The sequence below is a fragment of the Variovorax sp. Varisp41 genome (genome assembly GCF_047325085.1).
Taxonomy (GTDB): domain Bacteria; phylum Pseudomonadota; class Gammaproteobacteria; order Burkholderiales; family Burkholderiaceae_C; genus Variovorax.
In genome coordinates, this window is the sequence record NZ_CP168540.1 from 4,844,877 (window position 1) to 4,868,849 (window position 23,973).

Below are 23,973 nucleotides of genomic sequence, written 5' to 3' on the forward strand. Positions count from 1 at the left end.
TCGGCGGGGAGGGAGCGCCCGTCTCAGCCTTCGAGCGCCTTCCACATCTCCACGTCGCGCTCGGCGGTCCACACGCGCGGGTCGACATGGCCCGAGGCCTCGTCGTAGGCGCGGCTCACGTCGAACGGCATGCAGTGGTCGAAGATCACCCACTGGCTGTACTTGGGCTTGAGCTTCTCGTAGGTGTCCTTGTAGACCGCGTTCAGGTCGCGCCCGGCCTTCACGCCTTCCTGCACGCTGGCGTAGACGTCGGCGATGAAGTCGCGCGTGCCCGTCAGGCCCTCGGCCACGGCCTCGGGCGTGGTCAGCGCGGCGCCGCGGCCCGGCACCAGCGCGGCGGGCTTGAGGGCGGCGACGTTGTCCAGCGTCTGCGGCCAGTCCTTGAAATAGGCGTCGCCCGCGTACGGCGTGGCGCCGAACTCGACCAGGTCGCCCGAGAGCAGCGCGCGTTCCTGCGGCAGCCAGACCACGGTGTCGCCCTTGGTGTGGCCGCGGCCGAGCTGCAGCAGCTGCACCTCGAGCTTGCCGAGCCACAGGGTCATCTTGCCGGTGAAGGTCATGGTGGGCCAGGTCAGGCCCGGCGGCACGGTCTCGACGTTCTGGAACAGGCGCGGGAAGCGGCCGATCTCGCTGGCCTTGTCCTGCTCGCCGCGCTCGACGATCAGGTCGCGCGTGTCCTGGCTCGCCAGGATGTGCTCGGCACCGTAGCCGGCCGCGCCCAGCACGCGCACCGCGTGGTAGTGGGTGAGCACCACGTACTTGATCGGCTTGTCGGTCACCTCGCGGATGCGGCGCACCACGTCGGCCGCCATCGCGGGCGTGGCCTGGGTGTCGGCCACCAGCACGCAGTCGTCGCCGATCACGATGCCGGTGTTCGGGTCGCCCTCGGCGGTGTAGGCCCAGGCGTGCTCCGAGATCTGGCTGAAGGTGACCTTCTTCTCTTCCATGTCGGCCTGGCTGGCGAATTTCTTGGCTTGGCTCATCGTGTGTCTCCGGTGGAGTGAGTGGGTGGATCGTGAATTCGTCTAAATCGAACGAATTTGCGGTTAACGAATTTCCGCGAGTGTAAGCCGCGAATCGCTTCATGTCTAATCCCCACTCCATGAACGAAGCACAACCTGACGCCGACCGCGCCCAGCGCGGCATCCAGAGCATCGAGGTCGGCGGCCAGCTGCTGCGCGCGCTGGTGCACCACGGCCGGCCGATGGCGCTCAAGGACCTGGCGCGCGAGGCCGACATGACGCCCGCCAAGGCCCATCCCTACATGGTGAGCTTCGGCCGGCTGGGGCTGATCGAGCAGGACCGCGCGAGCGGCCACTATCTGCTCGGCCCGCTGGCGCTGCAACTGGGCCTGATCAGCCTGCAGCAGGCCGACCCGGTGCACATCGCCACGCCGGCCATCGCCCAGCTCGCGCAGCAGACCGGCCACACCATCGCGCTGGCGGTCTGGGGCGCGCGCGGCGCGACCATCGTGCGCACGGCCGAATCGCCCTCGCCGGTGCACGTCAACATGCGCCACGGCACGGTGTTCTCGCTGACCAACACGGCCTCGGGCCGGGTGTTCGCGGCCTACCTCGACGCCGAGCGCGTGCGCGAACTGCTCGAGGCCGAGCGCCTGCGCCAGAAGCAGCGCAAGGCCGAGCCCGCGCCGCCGGCCGGCATGCCGCCGGTGCAGCCGCTGCCCTCGTGGGCCGATTTCGAGCGCCAGTTGCAGGAGGTGCGCGCGCACGGCATCAGCCGTTCCGACGGCGAGGTGATCGAGGGCGTGAGCGCCATGGCCGCGCCGGTGTTCGACCACACGGGCGCGATCGTGCTCGCGATCACCGCCATCGGCCCGGCCGGCATCTTCGACACGACCTGGGACGGCGCCATCGGCACCGCGCTCAAGGGCTGCGCCGACGCGGTGTCGCAACGGCTGGGGGCGAGCCGCCGATGAACGCGTCGAATGCCGTGGCCGCGGGCCTCCAGGCCCTCTCGCTGTCCGTCTCCCTCGCCTTCGCGGGTGGTGCCGCCGCGGCCGACGACGGCCCCTGGCCCACCGCCGGCTGGACCGTCGCCACGCCCGCCTCGCAGGGCATGGACCCGGCCGAGCTCGCGCGGCTGGTCGAACTCGGCGCCACCCACCAGCTCGACAGCCTGCTGGTGGTGCGCCACGGCCGCATCGTGGTAGAGGCCTACTACGCGCCGTTCCGCCCCGGCCTGCGCCATGCGGTCAACTCGGTCACCAAGGCCGTGGTGGGCACGCTCGCGGGCATCGCCATCGAGGACGGCCGGCTGCGCCTCGACGACCCGGTGTTCGACGGCGCCACCGATCCCCAGCGCAGCGCGGTCACGGTCGCGCACCTGCTCGACATGACCTCGGGCATCGACTGGACCGAGCCGCTCAACGACCGCGGCAAGCCGGTCTCGCTGATCGAGATGGAGCGTGCGCGCGACTGGGCCGCCTACGTGCGCGGCCGCCCGATGGCGCAGGCGCCCGGCGCCGGCTTCAACTACAACAGCGGCAACTCGCAGCTGCTGTCGGCCCTGCTCGCGCGGCGCACCGGCGGCGACCTGCAGGCCTATGCCACCGAGCGCCTGTTCAAGCCGCTGGGCATCGCCGACCTGCGCTGGCGCCAGGACCCGCAGGGCCTGCCCGTGGGCGGCTTCGGCCTCGCGCTGCAGCCGCGCGACATGGCGAAGATCGGCCAGCTCTACCTGCGCGGCGGCCGCTGGGAAGACCGCCAGCTCGTGCCGGCCGCGTGGGTTGCGAAGAACCTCGCGGCCACGGTCGAGATGAAGGACCTCGGCACGCCGGGTTTCTTCTATGCCAACGGCTGGTGGACCCTGCCCGCGCGCCGCGTCTACATGGCCATGGGCCACAACGGCCAGGGCATCGTGGTGCTGCCCGAGGCCGACGCGGTGGCGGTGTTCACGAGCACGCGCGCGGCGCCGGTGCCTCTGCTGATCGAGCGCATCCTGCGGTCGGTCAAGGCCGGCGGCGCCGTCGCCGACGATGCCGCGGCCCAGGCCGCGCTCGAGGCCGCGGTGGCGAAGGCCACGGCCGAGAAGCCCTCCGAGGCCGGCCCGGTGCCCGAGGCGGCGCAGCGCCTCGCGGGCCGCACCTGGCGCTTCGGTGCCAATCCGATCGGGCTGCGCAGCCTGCGGCTCGAGCTCGATCCCGCGAACCCGCGCTACGAGGTCGTGACCGCCGCGCGCCGCCCCGGCGGCGCCGACGAGCGCTTCACCGCGCCGATCGGCCTCGACGGCCTGTTCCGCACCAGCCCCGCGGGCGGCCCGATGCCGGTGGTCGCCACGCGGGGCCGCTGGAGCGATGCGCGCAGCTTCGACGTGGAGGCGCGCATCCTCGGCGAACCGCTGCGCACCCGCTACCTGCTGCGGCTGCGCGAAGATGGCGCCGAGGGCATCGACCTCGTCTTTTCCAACTCCTACGGCTTCCAGGCCGAAATGCGCGGGGAGCCCGCGCCATGACCATGAACGCTTCCTTCGCCAGGCTCTGGCTCTGGATCTTCGGCATCGGCTATGCCGTGCTCGTCGGGCTGCTGCTGCAGACCCTCTTCACGCCCGCGCCCTACGGCGACCTCGCGCGCATCGGGCGCATCTCCGACCACGACTTCGGCTGGCGCATCGACCCGCCGCACGTCGACCCCGCGCTGCTGCGCGGCGTGCCGCTCGAGCAGGCCGACATCCTGGTGATCGGCGACAGCTTCTCGGCCACGCACCGCTGGCAGTCGCAGCTCGCGAAGGCCGGATACGGCGTCGCCACCACCTACTGGCAGGGCATCGACGAGACGCTGTGCGACGACTTCGACGGCTGGCTCGCGGCCGGCGGCTTTCGCGGCAAGCTGGTGATCGTCGAGAGCGTGGAGCGGCTGGTCGATTTCCGGCTCGAGCGCTCGCAGGCCTGCCGCGAAATGAAGAAGCCGCTGGCGGCGAATCCCGAGGTGCCGTCGCCGCCGCTCGACAGCGTGCCGGGCTTCGCGCTCAACTGGGAGGGCCAGCTCTACGCCGGCTTCCTCACGCAGCGCTGCACGCGCGCGGCCGTCGAAGGCAAGAAGCGCAGCGGCTGCGACCAGCAGACGCGCGCGCATGCGGTGCCCGACGGCTGCGCGCTGTTCAGCAACCGGCGCTGCGAGATGGCGCTGTTCCTGGGCCAGGACGAGGCCAGCCGCGAACTCACGGCCGCGCACGCGGCGCAGCTGCAGGCCTTCGGCAAGGCGCGCGGCACGGTGCCGATCCTCTGGATGATCGTGCCCGACAAGACCACCACCTATCTCAAGCCCGCGCATTCGCGGGACTTCGTGAAGGCCTTCGGCGAGGCCGGCCTCGGCCCCGACCTGTACGCCTTCGCTCAGCAGCAGAAGACCGCGATGCGCGACTTCTACATGCCCAACGACACCCACATCTCGATGCAGGGGCAGCTGGTGCTGGGCGACCGCATGGTGCAGGCGGTGAAGGAGAAGCTGGCCGCGCCGCGCGGGGGCTGAGGCCGCGAGGCCGTTCAGCCCTTGCGGCCGCCGAACAGCACCAGCACGCCGCCCACCACGATCGCCGCGACGCCGGCCCAGGCCGGGAAGTTCACGGTCTGCTTCTCCTTGACCGACAGCTCGATCGGCCCGAGCTTGGCCTGGTGCGTCTCGCGCGTGAAGCTGAAGCCGCCGAGACCGAGCCCGGCGATGCCGGCGACGATCAGGATGATGCCGACGATGCGGGTGGCGTTCATGGTGGGTGTCCTCCGTCCGTGGGCCGATGCGGTGTGCCGCGGCTGGCGGCAGCTTACTACCGCGGCTGCTGCTGTTGCTGCTGGTCCACCCACTGCACGATCTCGGCGATCGCCGCGTCGCTGGCCGCGGCCAGCGCCTTCACGCCGCCCGGTGCGTCGGCGCTCGGCGCGGGCCGGCGCACGGTGATCAGCTTCTGGCCCAGCACGCGGTCGCCGCCGGTGCCGCCGCGCACGAGCGTGACGCGCAGCCGCACCAGGCCCACGCTGGCGGTGGGCGAATCGAAGTAGTGGCTGAACTCGTCGAGCGAGAGACGCAGCGTGTCGGGCACGCGGCCCTCGGCGCGCGCGATGGTCGCGCTCTCCTCGGGGCCGAGCACGGTGCGGCGCTCGGCCAGCGTGTCGCGCAGCCGCTGGCGCAGCAGCTGCGCGGGCGACAGGCTCCAGCGCGACTGGCCGTAGGGCTTGAGTTCGTTGGCGTCGGCATAGCCGAGGCGGTAGAGGATCTGCGTGCCGTCGAGCCGTGGACTGGCCTCGATCTCGGGCAGCGCGATCATGGTCTGCGCCGTCGGTGCGCTGCTCGCCTGCTGCGCCGCCATCGGCCCGGGACCGAAGTCGTAGAGCGTGGCGCGCTGGGGCTTGTCGGGCAGCGCGCCGCAGCCGGCCAGCAGCAGCGCGAGGCCAAGGCCGAGAAGGGGATGCGTGGCGTTCTTCATGGTCGTTGTCCTGCCATCGTGGATGCCGGTGCCTCAGGGCCGGGCGCCGTTGCCCGAGGCGGGCGGCGGCGAAAAGCCCGGCTCGCCCGGTCCGGCCGCCGCGCCGCCGTTGCCGAACAGCAGCGATTGCGGGTTGTCGTTGATGCTGTCGGCCGCGCGGCCGAGCCGGCGCACCGCGTGCGAGGTGTCGTCGGCCACGCGGTTCACGCGCGGCAGCGTGGCGGCGTTGAAGGAATCGACCGCCTGCGCCAGCGCCTTGGTGCCGTCGCCCAGGCGCTGCACCGGGCCGTCGGGCGCATTGAGCCGGGTCACGGTGCCGTTGAAGTTGTTCGCCACGCGCGAGACGTCGCCCGCGGCCTTCTTCACCGAATCGAGCGTGTCGGGCAGCCGCTGCAGCACGGGGGCGACGCCGGTCTTCACGGTGCCGTCGAGGCGCTGCATCAGCTGGTTGGCGCTCGAGGTCGCGGCCGCGATGTTCTCGAGCGCATCGGCCACGCGCTTCTGGTTGTCGTCGTTGAGCAGGCGGTTGGCGCGCTTGGTCACCTCCTCGACCTGGTTGATGATCGCCTCGCCGCGGTCCTGCAGCTGGGCCAGCATCGAGGGCTTGAGCGGGATGCGCGGCGGGTCGCCGTTGTCGGGCTTGAGCGCCACGTTCGATTCGCCCTTGTCGTCCAGCGCGATGAAGGCCAGGCCGGTCACGCCCTGGTAGCTCAGCGTGGCGAAGCTCGAGGTGGTCAGCGGCACGCGTTCGTCGACCGTGATGCGCACGCGCACGTTGCCCTTCACCTTGGGGTCGAAGTCGATCAGCGTGACCTTGCCGACCGCGATGCCGCGGTAGCGCACCATCGCCTGCGGCTGCAGGCCGCTGACCGGGTCGCGCGTGGAGAGCTCGTAGGTGTTGCGCACGGTGCTGTCGCGCGTGAACCAGACCACCAGTCCCACGAGCACGGCGAGCAGGCCGAGCACGAAGGCTCCGGCGGCGAGGGCATGGGCCTTGTTTTCCATGGACTACCTTTCGGCGCCGCCGGCCCCGGGCCGCGGCGCATGTGATTCGGGGGCGGGTTTGTCGTGCAGCGCCTCCAGGGCGCGCTGGCCGCGCCCACCGAGAAAGTACTCGTGGATGAAGGGATGCGGGTAGGCGATCACCTCGCGCGCGGTACCGCTCACGATGACCTTCTGGTCGGCCAGCACCGCGATGCGGGTGCTGAGGTCGAACAGCGTGTCGAGGTCGTGCGTGACCATCACCACCGTGAGGCCGAGCTCGCGGTGCAGCCCGCGCAGCAGGTCGCAGAAGCTGTCGGAGGCCTCGGGGTCGAGGCCGGCCGTGGGTTCGTCGAGCAGCAGCAGCGGCGGATCCATGATCAGCGCGCGCGCCAGCGCCACGCGCTTGATCATGCCGCCCGACAGGTCGGCCGGGCTGCGGTTCGCATGGCGCGGCTCCAGGCCCACCATCTGCAGCTTGACCAGCGCCGCGTTGCGGATCAGCTCGTCGGGCAGCAGCTTGAGCTCGCGCAGCGGAAAGGCGATGTTCTCGAGCACGCTGAAGGCCGAGAACAGCGCGCCGTGCTGGAACAGCATGCCGACGTTGGCCGCGCCCGCCGCGCTGAGTTCGCCGGGCGCCTGGCCCAGCACCTCGACCGTGCCCTTCGAGGGCTTCTCCAGGCCGAGGATCTGGCGCAGCAGCACCGTCTTGCCGGTGCCCGAGCCGCCGACCAGCGACAGCACCTCGCCGCGCGCGATGCGCAGGTCGAGGTCGCGGTGCACCACCTGCTCGCCGTCGGTGTTCCTGAACACGGTCCACAGCCGGCGGATGTCGACCACGGTCTCGGGCGCGGCGGTGGAAGGCGTGGCCTGCGCGTTCATCCGCGGAACCCGATGCCCTTGAACAGCACGGCGAACAGGGCGTCGACCAGGATCACCGCGGTGATCGAGGTCACGACCGACGAGGTGGTGCCGCGCCCCAGGCTCTCGGTGTTGGGCTTGACCTTCATGCCGAAGTAGCAGCCGATCAGCGCGATCAGGATGCCGAACACCGCCGACTTGGCGGTGGCCAGCCAGAGGTTGGCGATCGGCACCGCGCGCGGCAGCGCCGAGAGGAAATAGGCCGGCGAGATGTCGAGCGCCGCGTCGGCCGCGAGCATGCCGCCCAGGAGCGCCGCCATCGAGGTCCACAGGCTGATCAGCGGCATCGCGATGGCGAGCGCCAGCACGCGCGGCATCACCAGCCGGAAGCCGTGCGGGATGCCCATCACGCGCATCGCGTCGAGCTCCTCGGTCACGCGCATCACGCCGATCTGCGCCGTGATCGCCGAGCCCGAGCGGCCCGCGATCAGCACCGCCGCGAGCACCGGGCCGAGCTCGCGCACCAGCGACAGGCCGAGGATGTTGACCACGAAGGTCTCGGCGCCGTACTGGCGCAGCTGCTGCGAGATCAGGTAGGCCAGCACCACGCCGATCAGCAGCCCGACCAGCGCCGTGATGTGCAGCGCCGTCGCGCCGAACTGGTAGAGGTGGCCCGAGAAGTCGCGCCAGGGCCCGCGGTGCGGCGCCGCCAGCAGCTTGCCGACGTCGATCGTGAGCTGGCCGATCAGCCCGACGAAGTCGCGCACCACGCCCATCGCGCGCGGGCCGTTGTGCGAGAAGTCGCGCAGCCGCTCGGTCAGCGTCCTGGCCGGTTCCTCGGGCGTGCCGACCGTGTATTGCGCCACCTGGTCGAGCACCGCCTTGTGCCGCGGCGCCAGCTCGAGCATGGCCGGCCAGTCGTGGCGCCAGCGCTCCCACAGCAACTGCGCGCCGATGTGGTCGAGCTGCGCGATCGGGCGCAGGTCCCAGGCCGCATCGTCCTGCCTGGGCAGCGCGTCCAGGCTCTTCGCGAGCGCCTGCCAGTCGGCGGCCGAGGACATCGCCAGCGTGGTCCAGCGGCCGCTCGCCACGATCCAGCGCCGGCCGTCCTGTTCGCGCGACTCGATGCGGGGGCTCGCGCCGACGTCGGCTGCAGCGGGGCTGTCGGCAGGCGTCGTGGTGGAGGGCATGGTCCGGGGGGCGGGTGGGAAGAGGAGGAAGGAGGAGCGAAACGAACCAAAGGTTTCAAAATGCAGCGCGCATCCTAACCGTAGGCCCCGGGGCGCCATGTGCGACCGAACCCTGGATTACGTAGGGAAGCACGCCGTTTTTCCTGAGGCCTTTCTTAACTTTTCGTGAAACCTTTTGGAGGCTCAGCTCCAGGCGCGCGTCAGCGCGTCCCAGGCACTCGCGATCACCGGCTCGTTGCGCCGCGCCGCCAGCGACACGAAGCGCAGCGCGCAGTCGAGCTGCACCCGGTCGGCCAGCACCAGCCCGTGGGCCTGGCTCTCGCGGATCGCGATCGAGTCGCGCAAGAGGCTCAGGCCCACGCCCGACTTCAGCAGGTCGAGCATCGAGGCCTCCTGGTCGACCAGCGCCACGCGGCGCGGCGCCAGGCCCAGCGGCCCGAACACGCGCTCGAGCAGCCGGTGGTGCGCCGATTCGGGCGGCGTCGCGAGCCAGGGCAGCGCCGCCAGCGCCTTCCAGTCGCGCCCCGTCACCTGAGGTCCCCAGCCGGCCGGCGCGACCACGCGGTAGGTGAAGCGCGTGAGGGTGCGCGCGGCCAGCGCGGCATCGCCGCCGTCCGCATCGCCGTCCGCATCGCCGTCCGCATCGAGATGGAAGCCCACGTCGAGCTCGCCGCGCAGCACCTGCGCCAGCACCGTGCCGCTCATGCCGTGGCGCAGCTCGGTCTCGATCTGCGGCGCCGACTCGACCAGCTCGCGCAGGAACATGCCCAGGCGCGTGAATTCGGGGTCGAGGATGGTGCCGATGCGCAGCGCGCCGCGCACCGTCGACTGCAGGTTGCGCGCCGCCTGCTGCAGGTCGCCCACCGCGGCCAGCACGCGCTCGGCCTGCGGCAGCAGCGCCGCGCCGTCGGCCGTGAGCGCCAGCCCGTGCGGCGTGCGCGTAAACAGTTGCAGGCCGGTGTCCTCCGCCAGGCGCTTGAGTTGCAGGCTCACGGCGGGCTGCGTGAGGTGCAGCCTGGCGGCGGCGCGCGAGACGCTGCCTTCGCGCGCGGCCAGCACGAAGGCGCGCAGGATCTGGAGGTCCATCGGGGCGGCGGCAGTCATATAAGGTGGGTTTATACGCTGGGCGAACCGAATTCATTGGCTTTCCCCTCGTGGATTGGGCCCAATGACGGCCATGGAGCAGTCGCCGCATCCATCAGTCCGTGAAATATCTTTCGCCGTCACCGGGGCGGGTCGATGCCGCTTTCGCTGAAACCTTTCTTTCGTAGAGTCGCCGTGATCCCCAGGAGGGGTGGACGGAGCGCAGGCCTTGCGCATCCGCGGGCACAAGACTTCACGAAGAACGGAGGAACCATGGCTGCGACTTCTCGCGAGGCATCCCGTCGAACCCCTTGGCTGATGGCCGTGCTGGCCGCGTTGCTGGCGGCCTGCGCGGCGGCGCCGCTGCATGCGGCCGGCGTGCTGTCGGTGAGCCCGCAGGGCGAGGCGCGCGACGTGCGGCAGGTGGCGGTGCGCTTCGACGCCGACATGGTGCCGCTGGGCCAGGACGACGGCGCCGAACCCGCGAGCGTGCAGTGCACGCCGCGGACGCCGGCGGGCAGCGCCCGCTGGATCGGGCCGCGCGCCTGGGCCTTCGAGTTCGCGCAGGACGTGCGCGGCGGCACGCGTTGCCGCGTGGTGTTCAAGCCGGGGTTGAAGACCTTGGCTGGCGAGGCGGTGAGCACGCCGTCGATGGCCGGCTTCGTCGCCGGGCCCTACGGCTTCTTCAGCAGCGAGCCGGCCGAGGGATCGGAGATCGCGCCCGATCAGGTCGTCCTGCTGCGCCACCATGACCCGCAGCCGGCCGAAGCTGCGCCAACGCTGGCGGCCGGCTTCGCCTGCGAGGTGCACGACGGCGACCGGGTGCGGCGCCAACCCGCGGTGGCCGTGACCGGGGCGGCGCTCGAGGCTGCGCTCGAGACCGCGCGCCGCGAGCGCGGATCGCGCAATTTCGCACTCGGCCTGCGCTGCGCGCAGCCGGTGCCGGAGGGCGCCGTGCTGCGGTTCGTCCAGGACGGCGAGCCGCGGTCCTTCAGCTATCGCGTGCGTCCGCCCTTCACCGCCCGCGTCGGCTGCACCGTCCTCGAACATCCCAGGGGCCGCGAGGCCTGCGACCCGCGCCTGTCGCTGAACATCGTGTTCTCGGCGCCGCTGTCGCTGGAGGCCGCGCGGCAGGTTCGGCTCGTGGACCCGGCGGGCCGGGACATGCCGCTGACCCCGATGCCCGCCTGGCGCCAGCCGCAGGAGACGACGCAGCTGACGGCGACGCCTGCCGCGGCGGGCTTCGGCGAGGACAGCCGCTACAGCCTGCGGATGCCGGCCGAACTGCGCGACACGCTGGGCCGGCCGCTCGCCAACGCCGGCGAGTTCCCGCGAAGCGTCGCCTTCGTGCAGCTGCCGCCCTATCTGGGCGCCGTCCATGCGCAGTCGGTCATGCCGTGGCAGCCGGGTGGCGGCGGCGCGGTCGCGGCCTTCGCGGTGCGTCGCGCTGAAAAGTCCTTGCCGGTGCGCCAGTGGCGCTTCGGCGGCGAGATGGGCGAGGGCATCGAGGCCTATGCGATCGAGTTGCTGCAGGCCCGCAGGTCGAACGCCTGGCCTGCCACGCCGCTGGACGACAAGGCCGGCGCGCCGCGCACCTCGACCATTCCCACGCAGGGCGGCGCGATGGAGTTCGTCGGCGTGCCGCTGACAGCGCCCGGCCTGCACGTGGTGCGCGCCGACAGCGCGGCCTTCTCCGACTACATGGGCAACCGCAAGCCCTTGCCGGGCGAGCGGCCGGACCCCGGGCCGTTCCAGCGCTACACGGTGGTGCAGGCCACCAACCTCAATCCCGATGCGCGCTTCAGCGACATCGGCGCCTCGTCGGTCTGGGTGACCGCGCTCGACACCGCGCTGCCGGTGCCGGCCGCGGAGGTGGCGATCTATTCCTGCAAGCGCGAACTGCTCTGGCGCGGCAGGACCGACGCGCAGGGCCTGGCCCAGCCCGGCGAGGCGCTGCGGGGCCGGCTCGCCTGCAGCGACGCCGGCTATGCCAATGGCGCCTGGGTGGTGGTGCGCGCCGGCAACGACATGGCCGTGATGCAGGCGCCGGCGAACTGGTACGGATACCAGGTCGCGGGCGGCGCCGCGCGCAACCTGCGCGCCCACACGGTGCTCGACCGCACGCTCTTCAAGGCCGGCGAGACCGTCGGCATGCAGCACGTGGTGCGGTTGCTGGAAAGCCGCGGCTTCGCCCTGCCGCCGCGCGGCGCGGTGGAGATCGAGATCCGCCATGGCGCGGGCGAGAAGGTCTTCGCCACCAGCGCGATGCTCGGCGCCGACGGCAGCGCCACGAGCGCATGGACGATCCCGCGCGATGCCCGGCTCGGCGACTACACGGTGAGCCTGTCGCAGGCCGGCAGCCGGCTCGGCGGCACGCAGTTCCAGGTCGAGGAGTTCCGCACGCCGGTGTTCGACGCGGCCCTGCAGGCGAAGGCCTTCTGGGAGCGCGACACGCAGGTGGCGCAGCTCGATGCGCGGCTGGCCTATTTCGCGGGCGGTGCCGCGGTGGGACTGCCCGTCGAGGTCAAGCAGAGTTGGCTCGCGCAGGTGCGCGCGCCGCGCGAAGGCTATTCCTTCTACGCCGCGGAGACCGCCCAGGGCCGCGCGATGCCGCCGGCCATCCCGGCCGAACAGGCGCGGCTCGATCGCGACGGCAAGGCGCGCATCCGTCTCGTGGCGCCGCCGCTCGAGCGCCCGATGCTGCTGCAGACGGAGTTGAAGTTCCAGGACCCGAACGGAGAGACGCAGACCGTCGGCAGTGCCGCCATGCTGTGGCCCGACCGCATGAAGCTCGGCCTGCGCGTGCGCGCGAAGGAGCGCGACCGGCCGCAGGCGATCGAAGGCATCGCGCTCGACGACAGGGACCGGCCGGTGGCGGACGAACCCGTCACGGTGCGCGTCAGGCCCGTGCGGCGGGACTGGAACGGCGGCCAGTACAGCATCGTCGATCTGGGCCCCGAGACGCAGGTGTGCAGCGCGCGCACCGACGCCCAGGGCCAATGGGCTTGCGAATGGCGACTGCCCGACGATGCGCAGGGGGCACAGGTCGCCGAACACTGGCTGTTCGAGGCCAGCGCCGATTCGCTCAGGCACAGCCGAGCGATCGTGCGCACCGCGATGCTCGAGAACCGCTGGTCGCTCGGCTGGCGCGAGGCGCTGGCGCGCGACGCGCTGCAGGTCGACAACGGCCCGGACTTCGGCCCCGGCGACACGGCCATCGTCGTCGCGCGCCCCGAGCGCCTGCCGGCTCATCTGCTGCTGACCGTCGAGCGCGAGGGCGTGATGAGCGCGAGCGTGCATGCGCTCTCGGCGCTGCAGCAGCGCATCGCGTTGCCGCTCGCCGCGCAGCACGCGCCCAACGTGGCCCTGTCCGCGCGCTACGTGTATCCGCTGCAGGGCGCGGGCAAGGACGAGCCGCTGTCGAGCGCGCAGCGCGCCGACCTGCGGGTGCGGCCCGATGCGTGGACGCTCTCGGTGGGCGTGCGGCCCGCGGCCACGGATGCGCGGCCGCGCGCGCAGGTGCCGGTGGAGGTCGCGGTGCGCGATGCCGCCGGCCGGGCCGTGGCCGATGCGCGCGTCACGCTGGTGGCGGTCGACCAGGCACTGCTCGCGCTCAAGCCCAACGGGACCTGGGCGCTCGCGAAGGCGATGTTCGCCCAGCGCGGCAATTCGGTGCGCGGCGGCGCGCTCGATGCCGGGCTGCTGCGCGGCGTGGACCTCGGATGGCAGCCCACGCATCGGCCTTACGACGAGGCCGCGCGCAGCATGCCCGGCGTGGTGCCGGCTCCCGCGGCGATGATGGCGGCGGGCAGGGCGGCGGGGCTCGACGGCGGCGACGCGCCCCCGACACGCTCCGATTTCTCCTCGCTCGTCCTCTGGCGCACCGACCTGCGCACCGACGCCCAGGGCATCGCCCGCGCCACCGTGCCGCTCAACGACGCGCTGACCCAGTTCCGCATCGTCGCCATCGCGAGCGCGGGCGAGGCGCAGTTCGGCGAGGGCGAGGCCACGCTCGTCAGCACCCAGCCGCTGCAGATCTTCAGCGGCCTGCCCGAGTTGCTGCGTGCGGACGATGCGATCGTGCAGAAGCTCAGCCTGCGCAACACCGGCAAGGCAGCGCTCGCCGTGGTGCTCAAGGCCGAGGCCGCGGTCGAGCCCGGCGACGAATGGTCGGGCGCGCGCGAGATCGTGCCCGCCGAGGCACTGGTCGCGCGCGGCCTGAAGATCGAGCGCCGGCTGCAGCTCGCGCCCGGCCAGACGCAGGAAGTGCTGTGGCCCGTGGCCGTGCCGGGCGGCGCGGGCGCGCTGCGCTGGCGCATCGGTGCGCAGGGCCGGGGGGCCGGCGTCGACGAGCGCGACGCGCTGGAGATCGTGCAGCGCGTGGTGCCCGCGCTGAACGCCACGGTGCGCCAGTCGATGCTGCTGCCGGTGGCCGACGCGGGTGCCGTGCCCGTGGCGCAGCCGCGCGATGCGGTGCCGCTGGTCGGCGGCGTGCGCGTCGCGCTGCAGTCCAGCCTGGTCGATGCCGCGCTCGCCGAATCGATGCGCTGGATGGCGCAGTACCCGTACATGTGCCTCGAGCAGCAGAGCTCGCGCTTCGTCTCGCTCGACGACCGCGCGAGCTGGGACCGGTTGATGGCGCAGTTGCCGAAGTACATCGACGACAAGGGCCTGGCGCGCTACTTTCCCGAGCCCACGCTGCCGGGCAGCGAGATGCTCACGGTGCAGCTGCTCGACATCGCGCAGGCCAAGGGCTGGCCGGTGCCCGAGGCGCAGCGCCGCCGCATGCTCGATGCGCTCGAGTCGCTGCTCGAAGGCCGCCTCGAGGCGCAGGACTGGGCGCCGCGCAACTACCTCGAATCGCAGCAGCTCGCCGCGCAGGCCACGCTGGTCGAGCAGGGCCGCCGGAACATCGTGCTGCGGCCCCAGTCCGTCGCTGCGCTCTCGGCGCAGTCGCTGGTCGACTGGTCGCGCACGCTGCTGGCCATGCCCGCGGACGCCGTGCGCGATGCCGCGCTGGCCGAGGCCGGCGCGCAGCTGCGCGGCCGCTTCGACGTGCAGGGCACGCGCATGCGCTGGCGCGACGAGCCGGCGCTGCACTGGTGGTGGTTCATGTGGAGCGGCGACAGCACGGCCGCGCGCATGGCGCTGCTGGCGCAGCAATGGGCGCGCACCGATGCGGCCTGGAAGGCCGATGCGCCGCTGATCGTGCAGGGCCTGGTCGGCCGCCAGAGCGCGGGCCGCTGGAGCACCACCACCGGCAATGCCTGGAGCACCGTGGCGCTGCGCAACTTCCAGCAGCAGTTCGAGGCCGGACCGGTCGACGGCGTCACGCGCGCGGCGCTGGGCCGCGCGACGCGCGAGGCCGCCTGGACCGATGCGAAGGCGCCCGACATGCTGCTGCCCTGGCCCGCGCAGGGCGCGCAAGGCACGCTGCAATTGCGCCACGAAGGCGGCGGCAAGCCCTGGGCCGTCGTCAGCGCGCTGGCCGCGACGCGCAATGGGCAGCCGCTCGCGCACGGCCTCTCGGTGCGCCGCAGCGTCACGCCAGTGGAGCAGAAGCGCAAGGGCCGGTGGTCGGTGGGCGACGTCTACCGCGTGCGGCTCGATCTCGAATCCACGGCCGCGCAGACCTGGGTGGTGGTGCGCGACGCCGTGCCCTCGGGTGCCAGCCAGCTCGGCCGCGGCCTGGGCCGCGAGAGCAGCCTGGCGCGGCAGGGCGAGACGCAAGGCGGCTGGGCCTGGCCCAGCCACGTCGAGCGCGCCACCGACAGCTGGCGCGCCTATTTCCGCTACGTGCCGCGCGGCCAATGGCGCGTGGAGTACACCGTGCGCCTGAACAACGCGGGCGAATTCAGGCTGCCGCCCGTGCGCGCCGAGGCGATGTACGCGCCCGAGGTCTTCGGCGAGGGCGTGCCCGAAACCATGACCGTCCAACCCTGAGAGCACACGCCAGAAAAGAGAAAGCAAAGATGAGAGACAACGACACCACCTTCGACTACATCGTCATCGGCGCCGGCACCGCCGGCGCGCTGCTCGCGAACCGGCTCAGCGCCGACAAGGACAAGCGCGTGCTGCTGGTCGAGGCCGGCCGCAAGGACGACTACCACTGGATCCACATCCCGGTCGGCTACCTCTACTGCATCGGCAACCCGCGCACCGACTGGCTCTACAGCACCGAGCCCGATGCCGGCCTCAACGGCCGCGTGCTGCGCTATCCGCGCGGCAAGACGCTGGGCGGCTGCTCGAGCATCAACGGCATGATCTACATGCGCGGCCAGTCGCGCGACTACGAGCAGTGGGCCGCGCTCACCGGCGACGAGGAGTGGCGCTGGCAGAACGTGCTGCCGGCCTTCAAGAAGCACGAGGACTTCTACCTCGGCGCCGACGAGATGCACGGCGCGGGCGGCGAATGGCGGGTCGAGAAGCAGCGGCTGCGCTGGGACATCCTCGATGCCTTCGCGGCCGCCGCGGTCGAGGCCGGCGTGCCGCACACCACCGACTTCAACCGCGGCAGCAACGAGGGCGTGGGCTACTTCCAGGTCAACCAGAAGAACGGCTGGCGCTGGAACACGGCCAAGGCCTTCCTGCGACCCACCTGCTACGGCCGGCCCAACTTCGAGCTCTGGACCGGCGCGCAGGTCTCGCAGCTGGTGATCGAGCGGCAGGCCGACGGCACGCAGCGCTGCACCGGCGCGCGGATCTGGAACGGCCAGGAGATGGTGACGGCGCATGCCACGCGCGAGGTGATCCTGAGCGCGGGCAGCATCGGCTCGCCGCAGATCCTGCAGCTCTCGGGCATCGGCCCGGCCGAGCTGCTGCGCCAGCACGGCATCGAGGTGGCGGTCGACGCGCCCGGCGTCGGCGCCAACCTGCAGGACCACCTGCAGATCCGCGCGGTCTACAAGATCGACGGCGCGCCCACGCTCAACGTGCTGGCCTCCTCGCTGTTCGGCAAGGCGCGCATCGGCCTGGAGTACGTGATGAGCCGCAGCGGCCCGATGAGCATGGCGCCCTCGCAGCTCGGCGCCTTCACGCGCAGCTCGCCGGATCGCGAGTGGCCCAACATCCAGTACCACGTGCAGCCGCTGTCGCTCGATGCCTTCGGCGAGCCGCTGCACGCCTTCCCGGCCTTCACCGCGAGCGTGTGCAACCTCAACCCCACGAGCCGCGGCACGGTGCGCATCCGCTCGAAGCGCTTCGAGGACGCGCCCGCGATCGCGCCCAACTACCTGAGCACCGACGAGGACCGCAAGGTGGCGGCCGACTCGCTGCGCGTGACGCGCCGCATCGCCGCGCAGCCCGCGCTCGCCAAGTACAAGCCGCAGGAATGGAAGCCCGGCGTGCAGTACCAGAGCGACGAGGACCTCGCGCGCCTGGCCGGCGACATCGCGACCACCATCTTCCATCCGGTGGGCACCACCAGGATGGGCGCCGACAACGATCCGATGGCGGTGCTCGATGCGCGGCTGCGCGTGCGCGGCGTGCAGGGCCTGCGCGTGGTCGATGCGGGCGCGATGCCGACCATCACGAGCGGCAACACCAACAGTCCCACCTTGATGATGGCCGAGAAGGCCGCGGGCTGGATCCGCGCCGAGGCGCGCTGAACCGGCCTCAGCGCCGCGGCGCCGGGCCGCGCCGCGGCGGCGCGCCCTCGGCGGCCGCGCGGCGCCTCGCCTGCGGGGCCTGGGCCGCCAGCCGCACCTTCGCGCCTTCGAGCATCAGGTCCACACCGATCTCGAACAGCGCATCGGGCCCGGCCGCGCGGTAGGTCGAGAAAGCCTCCGCCAGCAACGGCCGCGAGGCCGCGGCGGCATCGAGCGTCTGCTGCTGCATCGCCGCGTCGGCCGGCGTCGCCTGCTGCTCGAGCACGCAGCCCACGGTGTAGCGGCCCAGCGCGATCAGCAGGGTCATCGCCTGCGCGGGCGGCACGCCCAGGCGCACCACGGCCGCGAGCTGGGCCTCGACCATGTCGAGGTCGCCCGGGTCGGGCTCGGAGCCCGCATGCAGGCGCGCGCCGTCGCGCCGCGCCAGCAGCGCGCGCCGGAAGCTGCGCGCGTTCTCGCGCAGGAAACCCTCCCAGGTCTCGTCGGGCAGCGGCAGCTTGCGGTGATGGCTGCGGCGCAGGATCTCGCCGTTCATCGCGTCGAGCAGCGCGCGCTTGTTCTTGAAGTGCCAGTAGAGGGCGGGCTGCTGCACGCCCAGCCTCTCGGCCAGCAGCCGGGTGCTGAGCTTGTCCATGCCGACCTCGTCGAGCAGCGAGAGTGCCGCCTCGAGGATCGCTTCGCGGTCCAGTTTCATTCAGATGTGCTTGCCGGGTGTCGATCCGGGAGGGTACTTCACAGCCCAAAATTTATCGCTGATAATTCCTTATCAACGATAAATTCCAACATGTCCTCCACTTCCATTCCATTCGCCGGAGGCCGCCATGCGCAGGCGGTGATCCTGGCGATCGTCACGCTCGATGCCATCGGCATCAGCCTGGTCATGCCGATCGTGCCGAGCCTGCTGCGCGAGGTCGGCCACGGCGGCGAGCTCGGCTGGCACTTCGGCGCCTTCCTCTCGCTCTACGCGCTGATGCAGTTCCTCTGCGCGCCCGTGCTCGGCGCGCTCAGCGACCGCTTCGGCCGCCGGCCGGTGCTGCTGGTCTCGGTGCTGGGCGCGGCGATCGACGCGCTGTTCATGGCCTTCGCGCCCTCGCTGTGGCTGCTGTTCGTGGGCCGCGCGATCGCCGGCATGACCGGCGCGAGCATGGCCGTGGCCTCGGCCGCCATCGCCGACCTCACGCCCGAGCACCAGCGCGCGCGCTGGTTCGGCCGCATGGGCGCCTGCTTCGGGCTGGGCTTCATCGCCGGGCCGGCGCTCGGCGGCGTGCTCGGCGACCACGGCGTGCGCCTGCCCTTCCTCGCGGCGGCCGCGCTCAACGGCCTGACCTTCCTGGTCGGCCTGCTGGTGCTGCGCGAATCGCGGCCGCCGGCGCTCGCCGCGCAGCCCTTCGACCGCGGCGTGCTGCATCCGCTCGCGCCGCTGCGCTGGGCCACGAGCTTTCCGGCGCTGCTGCCGCTGCTCGGCGTGTTCCTGCTGCTGGTGCTGGTGGGCGAGGTCGCGGGCACCACCTGGGTGCTCTACGGCCAGGACCGCTATGCCTGGAACGGCACCATGGTCGGCTTCTCGCTCGCGGTCTTCGGCCTGCTCCATGCGCTGGTGCAGGGCTTCGCGGCCGGCCCGCTGGTCGAGCGCTGGGGCGAGCGCGCGGCGATCGCCGTCGGCACCATCGCCGACGGCACCGGCTATGCGCTGATCGCCTTCGCCTCCCAGGGCTGGATGGCGATCGCGCTGCTGCCGCTGCTGTGCATGGGCGGCGTCTGCGCGCCCGCGCTGCAGGCCACGCTGTCGGCGCGCGTGGGCGAGGCGCAGCAGGGTCGGCTGCAGGGCGTGCTCGCGAGCATCACCAGCCTGGCCGCGGTGTTCGGGCCGCTCTTGATCAGCCCGCTGTACTTCGCGTTCCGCGCGCGCTTTCCGGGCATCGTGTGGCTCGCGGGTGCCTCGCTCTACCTGCTGTGCCTGCCGGTGCTGCTGCGCCGCACGCGCTGAGCCACTTCACCGAAAAGCGCGAGTCACTTCTCGATCGTCTTGTTCCAGCGCGCGTTCCAGGCCGGCCGGTTGGCGTTGATGCTCTCCCAGTCGATGGTGATGGCGCTCTTCATCCACTGGTTGATCTCGGCCACCTGCGTCGCGCCCTCGCCCACGGCCGGGGCCTTGGGATTGGTCGGGATCTGCGCGCCGTACTGCAGCACGTTGGCCTGCGCCAGCGGGCTCAGCAGGAACTCGGCGAGCTTCTGCGACAGCTCGGGCTCGCTGTTGTTGGCGATCACGCACTGGCCCACCATCAGCACCACCGCGCCCTCCTTGGGCGGCGCGTATTCCACCGGGATGCCCTTGACCTTGAGCGCGGCCACGGCCGTCGGCGTGAGCGGGAAGATCGCGGCCTCGCCGGTCTGCACCATCTCCGAGAGCTTGGCCGAGCTCGGGATGTACTCGAGCACGTTGGGGCCGATGGTGGTGGGCCAGGCCTTGAAGCCGGGTTCCACGTTCTTGTCGTTGCCGCCCTGGATGCGGTTGAACATCAGGAAGCCGTGCAGCCCGAAGGACGAGGACGACATCGACTGGAACACCACCTTGCCCTTGAACTTCGGATCGGCCAGGTCCATCCACGAGGTGGGCGCGGCCCAGCCCTTCTCCTTGAACATCTTCGCGTTGTAGGCCAGGCCGGTCATGCCCAGGCTCACGCCGCTGGCCATGTCGTCCTTGAAGCGCGCGGCCGGGTAGATCTCGGCCAGCGAGGGATTGGGCTTCTGCTTCTGGCACAGGCCCATGCCGATGGCGCGCACCATGATGCCGTCGTCGAGGAACATCACGTGCATCTGCGGCCGGTCCTTGTTGGCCTGCGCCTTGGCGAGGATGTCGGAGGAGGTGCCGGGAACCACCACCACCTTCGCGCCGTAGAGCTTCTCGAAGGCCGGGAAGACGTACTGCGTGTACGCCTTCTCCATCGTGCCGCCGTTCATGCCGATGTAGAGCGTCTTCGTCTGCGCGTGGGCCGCGCCGCCGAAGCCCGCGAGGGCGGCCGCCGCGGTGGCGGCGAAGGTGAGGAAAAAGGAAGTGCGTTCGCGTCGTGCCATGGTGGGACTCTCCGTTCGGTGTCGAGGGTGGATCTGCGGTTGCGGTGGGTTGCTCTGGTCGTGTTCAGTGCGATGCCGATGCGGCGGCTTCGGCGGGCCGCTCGGCCCGCGTGTCGGGAAGGAAGCGCTCGATCGCGAAGGCCTCGATCGGCGTGGTGCTGCGGCCATCGCGCGCGAGCTCGGCCAGCACCTCGCCCGCGGCCGGGCCGATCTGGAAGCCCGCGCCCGCGAAGCCGAAGCCATGGAACAGGCCGGGCGTGGTGCGGCTCGGTCCCAGCACCGGCTGCCGGTCGGGCAGGTAGCCCTCGGTGCCGCTCCAGGTGCGGATGAAGTGCGCATGCGCGAGCCGCGGCAAGAGCTCGATCGCCTGCGTCGACAGCGTGGCGATCGCGTCGCGCTCGGAACGCGCGCGCTCGGCATCGAGCCCGATGCCGGCACCGCCGCCGAGCACGAGGTTGCCGCGCGCGACCTGGCGGCAGTAGATGCCGCCGCCCTCGACGCCGAGGCTCCAGTCCATGAAGAAGGGCAGGGGCTCGGTCACCGCCATCGCGGGATGGCCCGACTGCAGCGGCACGGCCTCGCCGAAGTGGGTGGCGATCGGGCCCGACCAGGCGCCCGCGCAGTTCAGCAGCACTGGTGCCCGCACCTCGAGCGTGCCCTCGGCATGCGTGGCGCGCAGCCGGAACAGCGTGCCGTCGTGCGCGACCTCGTCGACGCGGTGGCGCTCGAGCACCTGTGCGCCCGCATGGCGCGCCGCGAGCGCGAAGGCTGGCGACACCAGCCGTGGATTGGCCTGCCCGTCCTCGATGCACAGCGAGCCGCCGAGCGCGCGCGCGCCGAGCCAGGGGCAGCGCTCGCGCAACCGCGTGCCCGTCACCAGCTCGAGCCCGAGGTCGAAGCCGGCGTCGCGCACGCTCGCGCGGTAGCGTTCGAGCGCGGCCATGTCGTCCTCACTGCGGCCGATCTTGAAATGGCCCGAGCGCTGGTACTCGCCCTCGGTGCCGATCAGTTCGCCGAGCCGGCCCCAGATGCGGTGCGCGCGTTGCGCCAGCGGCAGCTGGCTCAAGGGCCGGCCCTGGCGCCGCACGCCGCCGTAGTTGACGCCGCTGGAGCGCGAGCCGCAGAGGTCGCGCTCGAGCAGCACCACCTCCAGGCCCATGCGCCGCAGCGCGAGCGCGGCCGACGAACCCACGATGCCGCCGCCGACGATCGCCACGTCGCAGCGCAGGGTACGGGTGGTGCTCATGCGCGCGCTCCCTCGGCGGGGGCCTGCGTGACGAGCCGGATCGGTATCGGCTTGACCGGCGCCTGACCGCGCAGCCGGCCGACCTGCGCGAGCGGCTGGCCGGTTGCATGCGCGAGGATCTCGGCCGCGGCCACGCCGCACATGCGGCCCTGGCAGCGGCCCATGCCCACGCGCGACAGCGCCTTGAGGCGGTTGAGTTCGTCGGCGCCGTTGACCGCGACGGTCTGGCGCAGCGTGCCGGCCGTGATGTTCTCGCAGCGGCAGACGACGAGCTCGTCGGGTGCGTTGGCGGCCCAGTCCCGCGGCAGCGGAAACGCGCGTTCGAGTCCGCGGCGAAAGCCCGTCAGCTGGTCGAGCTTGCGCTCGAGCAGCGCGGCGCGTGCGCCATCGACGGCCCCGCCCTGGTCCGCGAGCAGCGCGAGCGCCGCGCGCTCGCCGGCCCACTCGGCCGCGTCGGCGCCCATGATGCCGGCGCCATCGCCCGCGAGGTACACGCCCGCCACGCTCGAGCGGCCCGCCGCGTCGCGCACGGGAAGATGGGCGCGATGCATCGGCGCGAATTCGAAGCGGCAGCCGAGCAGGTCGGCCAGCTGGGTCTCGGACCGCAGCGCGTAGCCGAAGCCGACGGCATCGCAGTCGATGCGGCGCTCCTCGCGGCCGTCGTGCCAGGCGACGCCGGTGACGCGGCTCGCGCCGTCGTCGCCGAGCACGCGCAGCGGCCGCACGCCGCCATGCAGCGGCACGCCATGCGCGCGCAGCCAGGCGACGAAGTAGACGCCCTTCGCGAACACCGCGGGCTGCCGCAGCATCGCGGGCGTGGCCGCGAGCTGGTCCGCGAGGCGCGCGGTGTCGAGCACGGCCGCGACCCGCGCGCCGGCCTTCGCATACTGGTAGGCCACCAGATAGAGCAGCGGCCCCGTGCCCATGAACACCACGCGCTGCCCGATGGCGCAGCCCTGGAACTTGAGCGCCACCTGCGCGCCGCCGAGCGTGTAGACGCCGGGCAGGGTCCAGCCCGGCAGCGGCAGCACGCGGTCGGTGGCGCCGGTCGCCACGATCAGCGGGCCATGCGGCAGGCGCGCGGTGCTGCGCGTCGGGCCGTGCAGCACGTCGAGCACGCCGCCCTGCGCGTTCCACACCAGGCTGTCGGGCCGGTAGTCGATGCGATCGCGCAGGCCGTCGAAGGCCGCATGCACCGCGTTCGCGCGCGCGGCCTCGAAGCCGTAGAGCGTGGCCGCCGCGCGTTCGACGAAGTTGGCGGGCGGGCGGCGGTAGATCTGTCCGCCTGCGCGCGAAGCCTCGTCGATCACGACCGGGCGCAGGCCATGCGCGACCAGTGCCTGCGCGGCGCGCACGCCGGCCGGCCCGGCGCCGACGATCACGGGAGGAAGTGCCGTCGTCGTCATGCCTCGCCCCGGCCGGTGAGCAGCGCCATGCCCGGCGCGATGAAGGTGGAGCAGGCGCGCAGCCGCTCGCCCTCGGCGGTCGCGATCCAGCAGTCCTGGCAGGCGCCCATCATGCAGAAGCCCGCGCGCGGCGCGTCGCTGAACTCGTTGCGGCGCAGCTGGGCGGCCTGCGTGAGCACGGCGGTCAGCACCGTGTCGCCGGCCAGCGCCGAGGCGGGCGCGCCGTCGAGCGTGAAGGGCACCGTGGCGCGGCCGGTCTCGGCCACGCGGTGCAGCAATGCGTGGGTCGCCATCTACTTGCGTCCCACCAGCACGCGGTCCAGGCCATAGAGCCGGTCGAGCACCACCATCGCGACGGCCGTCACCGCCACCATCAGCGCCGACACCGCGGCCATCAGCGGGTCGATCGACTCGGTGGCGTACATGTACATGCGCACCGGCAGCGTCACCGTGCTCGGCGAGGTGACGAAGATCGACATCGTCACTTCGTCGAAGCTGTTGATGAAGGCCAGCATCCAGCCGCCGGTGACGCCCGGCAGGATCATCGGCAGCGTGATGCGGCGGAACACCGTGGCCTGGCTCGCGCCCAGCGAGAGCGCCGCCTGCTCGGCGCTGCGGTCGAAGCCCACCAGCGCCGCCACCACCAGCCGCAGCGTGTAGGGCGTGACGATCAGTGCATGCGCCATCACCAGCCAGCCGAAGCTGCCGGTGCCGCCCACCAGCGCGAACAGCCGCAGCAGCGCGACGCCGAGCACCAGGTGCGGAATGATCAGCGGCGACAGGAACAGGCCGTTGAGGAAGTCGCGGCCCGGGAAGTCGTAGCGCGTGATCGCCATGCCGGCCGGCACCGCGAGCAGCGTCGCGATGGTGGCCGCGCTCAGCGCGAGCCACAGGCTGTTCCAGAACGACTGCATGAAGTCCGGATGCGCGAACACCGCCTCGAACCAGCGCAGCGAGAAGTGCGTGGTCGGAATGGTCAGCGTGTTCTCGGGCGTGAACGCGACGATGCAGACCACCAGCAGCGGGGCCAGCATGAAGGCGATGACGAGCGCGTTGAACGCGAGGGCGACGGGGCCGTTCCTGCTCAT

19 protein-coding genes are annotated in these 23,973 nt (G+C 72.1%); 6 read left to right on the forward strand and 13 right to left on the reverse strand.

What is annotated here, in order from left to right; translation table 11 throughout:
* Positions 1-23 precede the first annotated feature (23 nt).
* Positions 24-983: an MBL fold metallo-hydrolase gene (locus tag ACEN9J_RS22425; RefSeq protein WP_057593181.1), complete on the reverse strand. Its 960-nt coding sequence runs from the start codon at positions 981-983 to the stop codon at positions 24-26.
* Between the two features lie 119 nt (positions 984-1,102).
* On the opposite strand from ACEN9J_RS22425, the gene ACEN9J_RS22430 reads away from it, so the two are divergent.
* The 3 genes from ACEN9J_RS22430 to ACEN9J_RS22440 are packed head-to-tail and all read left to right on the forward strand — an operon-like array spanning position 1,103 to position 4,487.
* Positions 1,103-1,936, forward strand: coding sequence for an IclR family transcriptional regulator (locus ACEN9J_RS22430; RefSeq protein ID WP_057593182.1), 834 nt, complete (start codon positions 1,103-1,105; stop codon positions 1,934-1,936).
* Complete coding sequence (locus ACEN9J_RS22435; RefSeq protein WP_413762090.1) at positions 1,933-3,471, forward strand: serine hydrolase domain-containing protein; 1,539 nt, start codon at positions 1,933-1,935, stop codon at positions 3,469-3,471. The genes ACEN9J_RS22430 and ACEN9J_RS22435 overlap by 4 nt, the downstream gene beginning before the upstream one ends.
* Before the next feature lie 2 nt (positions 3,472-3,473).
* Positions 3,474-4,487: a hypothetical protein gene (locus tag ACEN9J_RS22440; RefSeq protein ID WP_413762091.1), complete on the forward strand. Its 1,014-nt coding sequence runs from the start codon at positions 3,474-3,476 to the stop codon at positions 4,485-4,487.
* Positions 4,488-4,501: 14 nt separating this feature from the next.
* Here ACEN9J_RS22440 and ACEN9J_RS22445 read toward each other — a convergent pair whose 3' ends face one another.
* The 6 genes from ACEN9J_RS22445 to ACEN9J_RS22470 all read right to left on the reverse strand — a co-directional run bounded on the left by ACEN9J_RS22445 (position 4,502) and on the right by ACEN9J_RS22470 (position 9,572).
* On the reverse strand, positions 4,502-4,723 hold the full coding sequence (locus ACEN9J_RS22445) for a hypothetical protein (RefSeq protein WP_057593185.1): 222 nt from the start codon (positions 4,721-4,723) through the stop codon (positions 4,502-4,504).
* A 56-nt stretch (positions 4,724-4,779) separates the two neighbouring features.
* Entirely contained in the window at positions 4,780-5,436 is a 657-nt protein-coding gene (locus ACEN9J_RS22450) for an ABC-type transport auxiliary lipoprotein family protein (protein ID WP_296732683.1), read from the reverse strand.
* Between the two features lie 33 nt (positions 5,437-5,469).
* Positions 5,470-6,441 (reverse strand): MlaD family protein, encoded by a 972-nt coding sequence (locus ACEN9J_RS22455; protein WP_413762092.1) that lies wholly within the window; start codon positions 6,439-6,441, stop codon positions 5,470-5,472.
* A 3-nt stretch (positions 6,442-6,444) separates the two neighbouring features.
* Complete coding sequence (locus ACEN9J_RS22460; protein WP_413762093.1) at positions 6,445-7,299, reverse strand: ABC transporter ATP-binding protein; 855 nt, start codon at positions 7,297-7,299, stop codon at positions 6,445-6,447.
* Positions 7,296-8,468 (reverse strand): MlaE family ABC transporter permease, encoded by a 1,173-nt coding sequence (locus ACEN9J_RS22465; protein WP_413762094.1) that lies wholly within the window; start codon positions 8,466-8,468, stop codon positions 7,296-7,298. Before ACEN9J_RS22465 ends, ACEN9J_RS22460 begins: the two co-directional genes overlap by 4 nt.
* Positions 8,469-8,651: 183 nt before the next feature.
* Positions 8,652-9,572 (reverse strand): LysR family transcriptional regulator, encoded by a 921-nt coding sequence (locus ACEN9J_RS22470; protein WP_413762095.1) that lies wholly within the window; start codon positions 9,570-9,572, stop codon positions 8,652-8,654.
* 252 nt (positions 9,573-9,824) lie between these two features.
* Between ACEN9J_RS22470 and ACEN9J_RS22475 the strand changes: the two genes are divergently transcribed.
* Positions 9,825-15,494, forward strand: a complete 5,670-nt coding sequence (locus ACEN9J_RS22475; RefSeq protein WP_413762096.1) for an MG2 domain-containing protein — start codon at positions 9,825-9,827, stop codon at positions 15,492-15,494.
* Between the two features lie 29 nt (positions 15,495-15,523).
* Positions 15,524-17,158, forward strand: coding sequence for a GMC family oxidoreductase (locus ACEN9J_RS22480; RefSeq protein WP_413762097.1), 1,635 nt, complete (start codon positions 15,524-15,526; stop codon positions 17,156-17,158).
* A gap of 7 nt (positions 17,159-17,165) precedes the next feature.
* Here ACEN9J_RS22480 and tetR read toward each other — a convergent pair whose 3' ends face one another.
* On the reverse strand, positions 17,166-17,852 hold the full coding sequence (gene tetR / locus ACEN9J_RS22485; protein WP_057597406.1) for a tetracycline resistance transcriptional repressor TetR: 687 nt from the start codon (positions 17,850-17,852) through the stop codon (positions 17,166-17,168).
* Positions 17,853-17,942: 90 nt separating this feature from the next.
* On the opposite strand from tetR, the gene tet reads away from it, so the two are divergent.
* Positions 17,943-19,145 (forward strand): Tet(A)/Tet(B)/Tet(C) family tetracycline efflux MFS transporter, encoded by a 1,203-nt coding sequence (gene tet / locus ACEN9J_RS22490; RefSeq protein WP_057597405.1) that lies wholly within the window; start codon positions 17,943-17,945, stop codon positions 19,143-19,145.
* A gap of 23 nt (positions 19,146-19,168) precedes the next feature.
* Here the strand turns inward: tet and ACEN9J_RS22495 are convergent, their stop codons facing one another.
* The 5 genes from ACEN9J_RS22495 to ACEN9J_RS22515 all read right to left on the reverse strand — a co-directional run bounded on the left by ACEN9J_RS22495 (position 19,169) and on the right by ACEN9J_RS22515 (position 23,973).
* Entirely contained in the window at positions 19,169-20,233 is a 1,065-nt protein-coding gene (locus ACEN9J_RS22495) for an ABC transporter substrate-binding protein (RefSeq protein ID WP_413762098.1), read from the reverse strand.
* A gap of 64 nt (positions 20,234-20,297) precedes the next feature.
* A complete protein-coding gene (locus ACEN9J_RS22500) occupies positions 20,298-21,479 on the reverse strand; it encodes an NAD(P)/FAD-dependent oxidoreductase (protein WP_413762099.1) in 1,182 nt (393 codons plus the stop codon).
* The gene (locus ACEN9J_RS22505; protein WP_413762100.1) at positions 21,476-22,885 is read right to left on the reverse strand and encodes an FAD-dependent oxidoreductase; all 1,410 of its coding nucleotides are present in this window, start codon (positions 22,883-22,885) and stop codon (positions 21,476-21,478) included. Before ACEN9J_RS22505 ends, ACEN9J_RS22500 begins: the two co-directional genes overlap by 4 nt.
* Positions 22,882-23,178, reverse strand: a complete 297-nt coding sequence (locus ACEN9J_RS22510; RefSeq protein ID WP_413762101.1) for a (2Fe-2S)-binding protein — start codon at positions 23,176-23,178, stop codon at positions 22,882-22,884. Before ACEN9J_RS22510 ends, ACEN9J_RS22505 begins: the two co-directional genes overlap by 4 nt.
* Positions 23,179-23,973, reverse strand: coding sequence for an ABC transporter permease (locus ACEN9J_RS22515; protein WP_057597269.1), 795 nt, complete (start codon positions 23,971-23,973; stop codon positions 23,179-23,181).

Bases quoted from the DNA above. Each gene is read 5' to 3' on its own strand.
- ACEN9J_RS22500 (WP_413762099.1), bottom strand. From the start codon at position 21,479: ATGAGCACCACCCGTACCCTGCGCTGCGACGTGGCGATCGTCGGCGGC.
- ACEN9J_RS22445 (WP_057593185.1), bottom strand. From the start codon at position 4,723: ATGAACGCCACCCGCATCGTCGGCATCATCCTGATCGTCGCCGGCATC.
- ACEN9J_RS22465 (WP_413762094.1), bottom strand. From the start codon at position 8,468: ATGCCCTCCACCACGACGCCTGCCGACAGCCCCGCTGCAGCCGACGTC.
- ACEN9J_RS22455 (WP_413762092.1), bottom strand. From the start codon at position 6,441: ATGGAAAACAAGGCCCATGCCCTCGCCGCCGGAGCCTTCGTGCTCGGC.
- ACEN9J_RS22425 (WP_057593181.1), bottom strand. From the start codon at position 983: ATGAGCCAAGCCAAGAAATTCGCCAGCCAGGCCGACATGGAAGAGAAG.
- ACEN9J_RS22475 (WP_413762096.1), top strand. From the start codon at position 9,825: ATGGCTGCGACTTCTCGCGAGGCATCCCGTCGAACCCCTTGGCTGATG.
- ACEN9J_RS22435 (WP_413762090.1), top strand. From the start codon at position 1,933: ATGAACGCGTCGAATGCCGTGGCCGCGGGCCTCCAGGCCCTCTCGCTG.
- ACEN9J_RS22470 (WP_413762095.1), bottom strand. From the start codon at position 9,572: ATGACTGCCGCCGCCCCGATGGACCTCCAGATCCTGCGCGCCTTCGTG.
- ACEN9J_RS22450 (WP_296732683.1), bottom strand. From the start codon at position 5,436: ATGAAGAACGCCACGCATCCCCTTCTCGGCCTTGGCCTCGCGCTGCTG.
- tetR (WP_057597406.1), bottom strand. From the start codon at position 17,852: ATGAAACTGGACCGCGAAGCGATCCTCGAGGCGGCACTCTCGCTGCTC.
- ACEN9J_RS22515 (WP_057597269.1), bottom strand. From the start codon at position 23,973: ATGAGCAGGAACGGCCCCGTCGCCCTCGCGTTCAACGCGCTCGTCATC.
- ACEN9J_RS22495 (WP_413762098.1), bottom strand. From the start codon at position 20,233: ATGGCACGACGCGAACGCACTTCCTTTTTCCTCACCTTCGCCGCCACC.
- tet (WP_057597405.1), top strand. From the start codon at position 17,943: ATGTCCTCCACTTCCATTCCATTCGCCGGAGGCCGCCATGCGCAGGCG.
- ACEN9J_RS22505 (WP_413762100.1), bottom strand. From the start codon at position 22,885: ATGACGACGACGGCACTTCCTCCCGTGATCGTCGGCGCCGGGCCGGCC.
- ACEN9J_RS22480 (WP_413762097.1), top strand. From the start codon at position 15,524: ATGAGAGACAACGACACCACCTTCGACTACATCGTCATCGGCGCCGGC.
- ACEN9J_RS22430 (WP_057593182.1), top strand. From the start codon at position 1,103: ATGAACGAAGCACAACCTGACGCCGACCGCGCCCAGCGCGGCATCCAG.
- ACEN9J_RS22510 (WP_413762101.1), bottom strand. From the start codon at position 23,178: ATGGCGACCCACGCATTGCTGCACCGCGTGGCCGAGACCGGCCGCGCC.
- ACEN9J_RS22440 (WP_413762091.1), top strand. From the start codon at position 3,474: ATGAACGCTTCCTTCGCCAGGCTCTGGCTCTGGATCTTCGGCATCGGC.
- ACEN9J_RS22460 (WP_413762093.1), bottom strand. From the start codon at position 7,299: ATGAACGCGCAGGCCACGCCTTCCACCGCCGCGCCCGAGACCGTGGTC.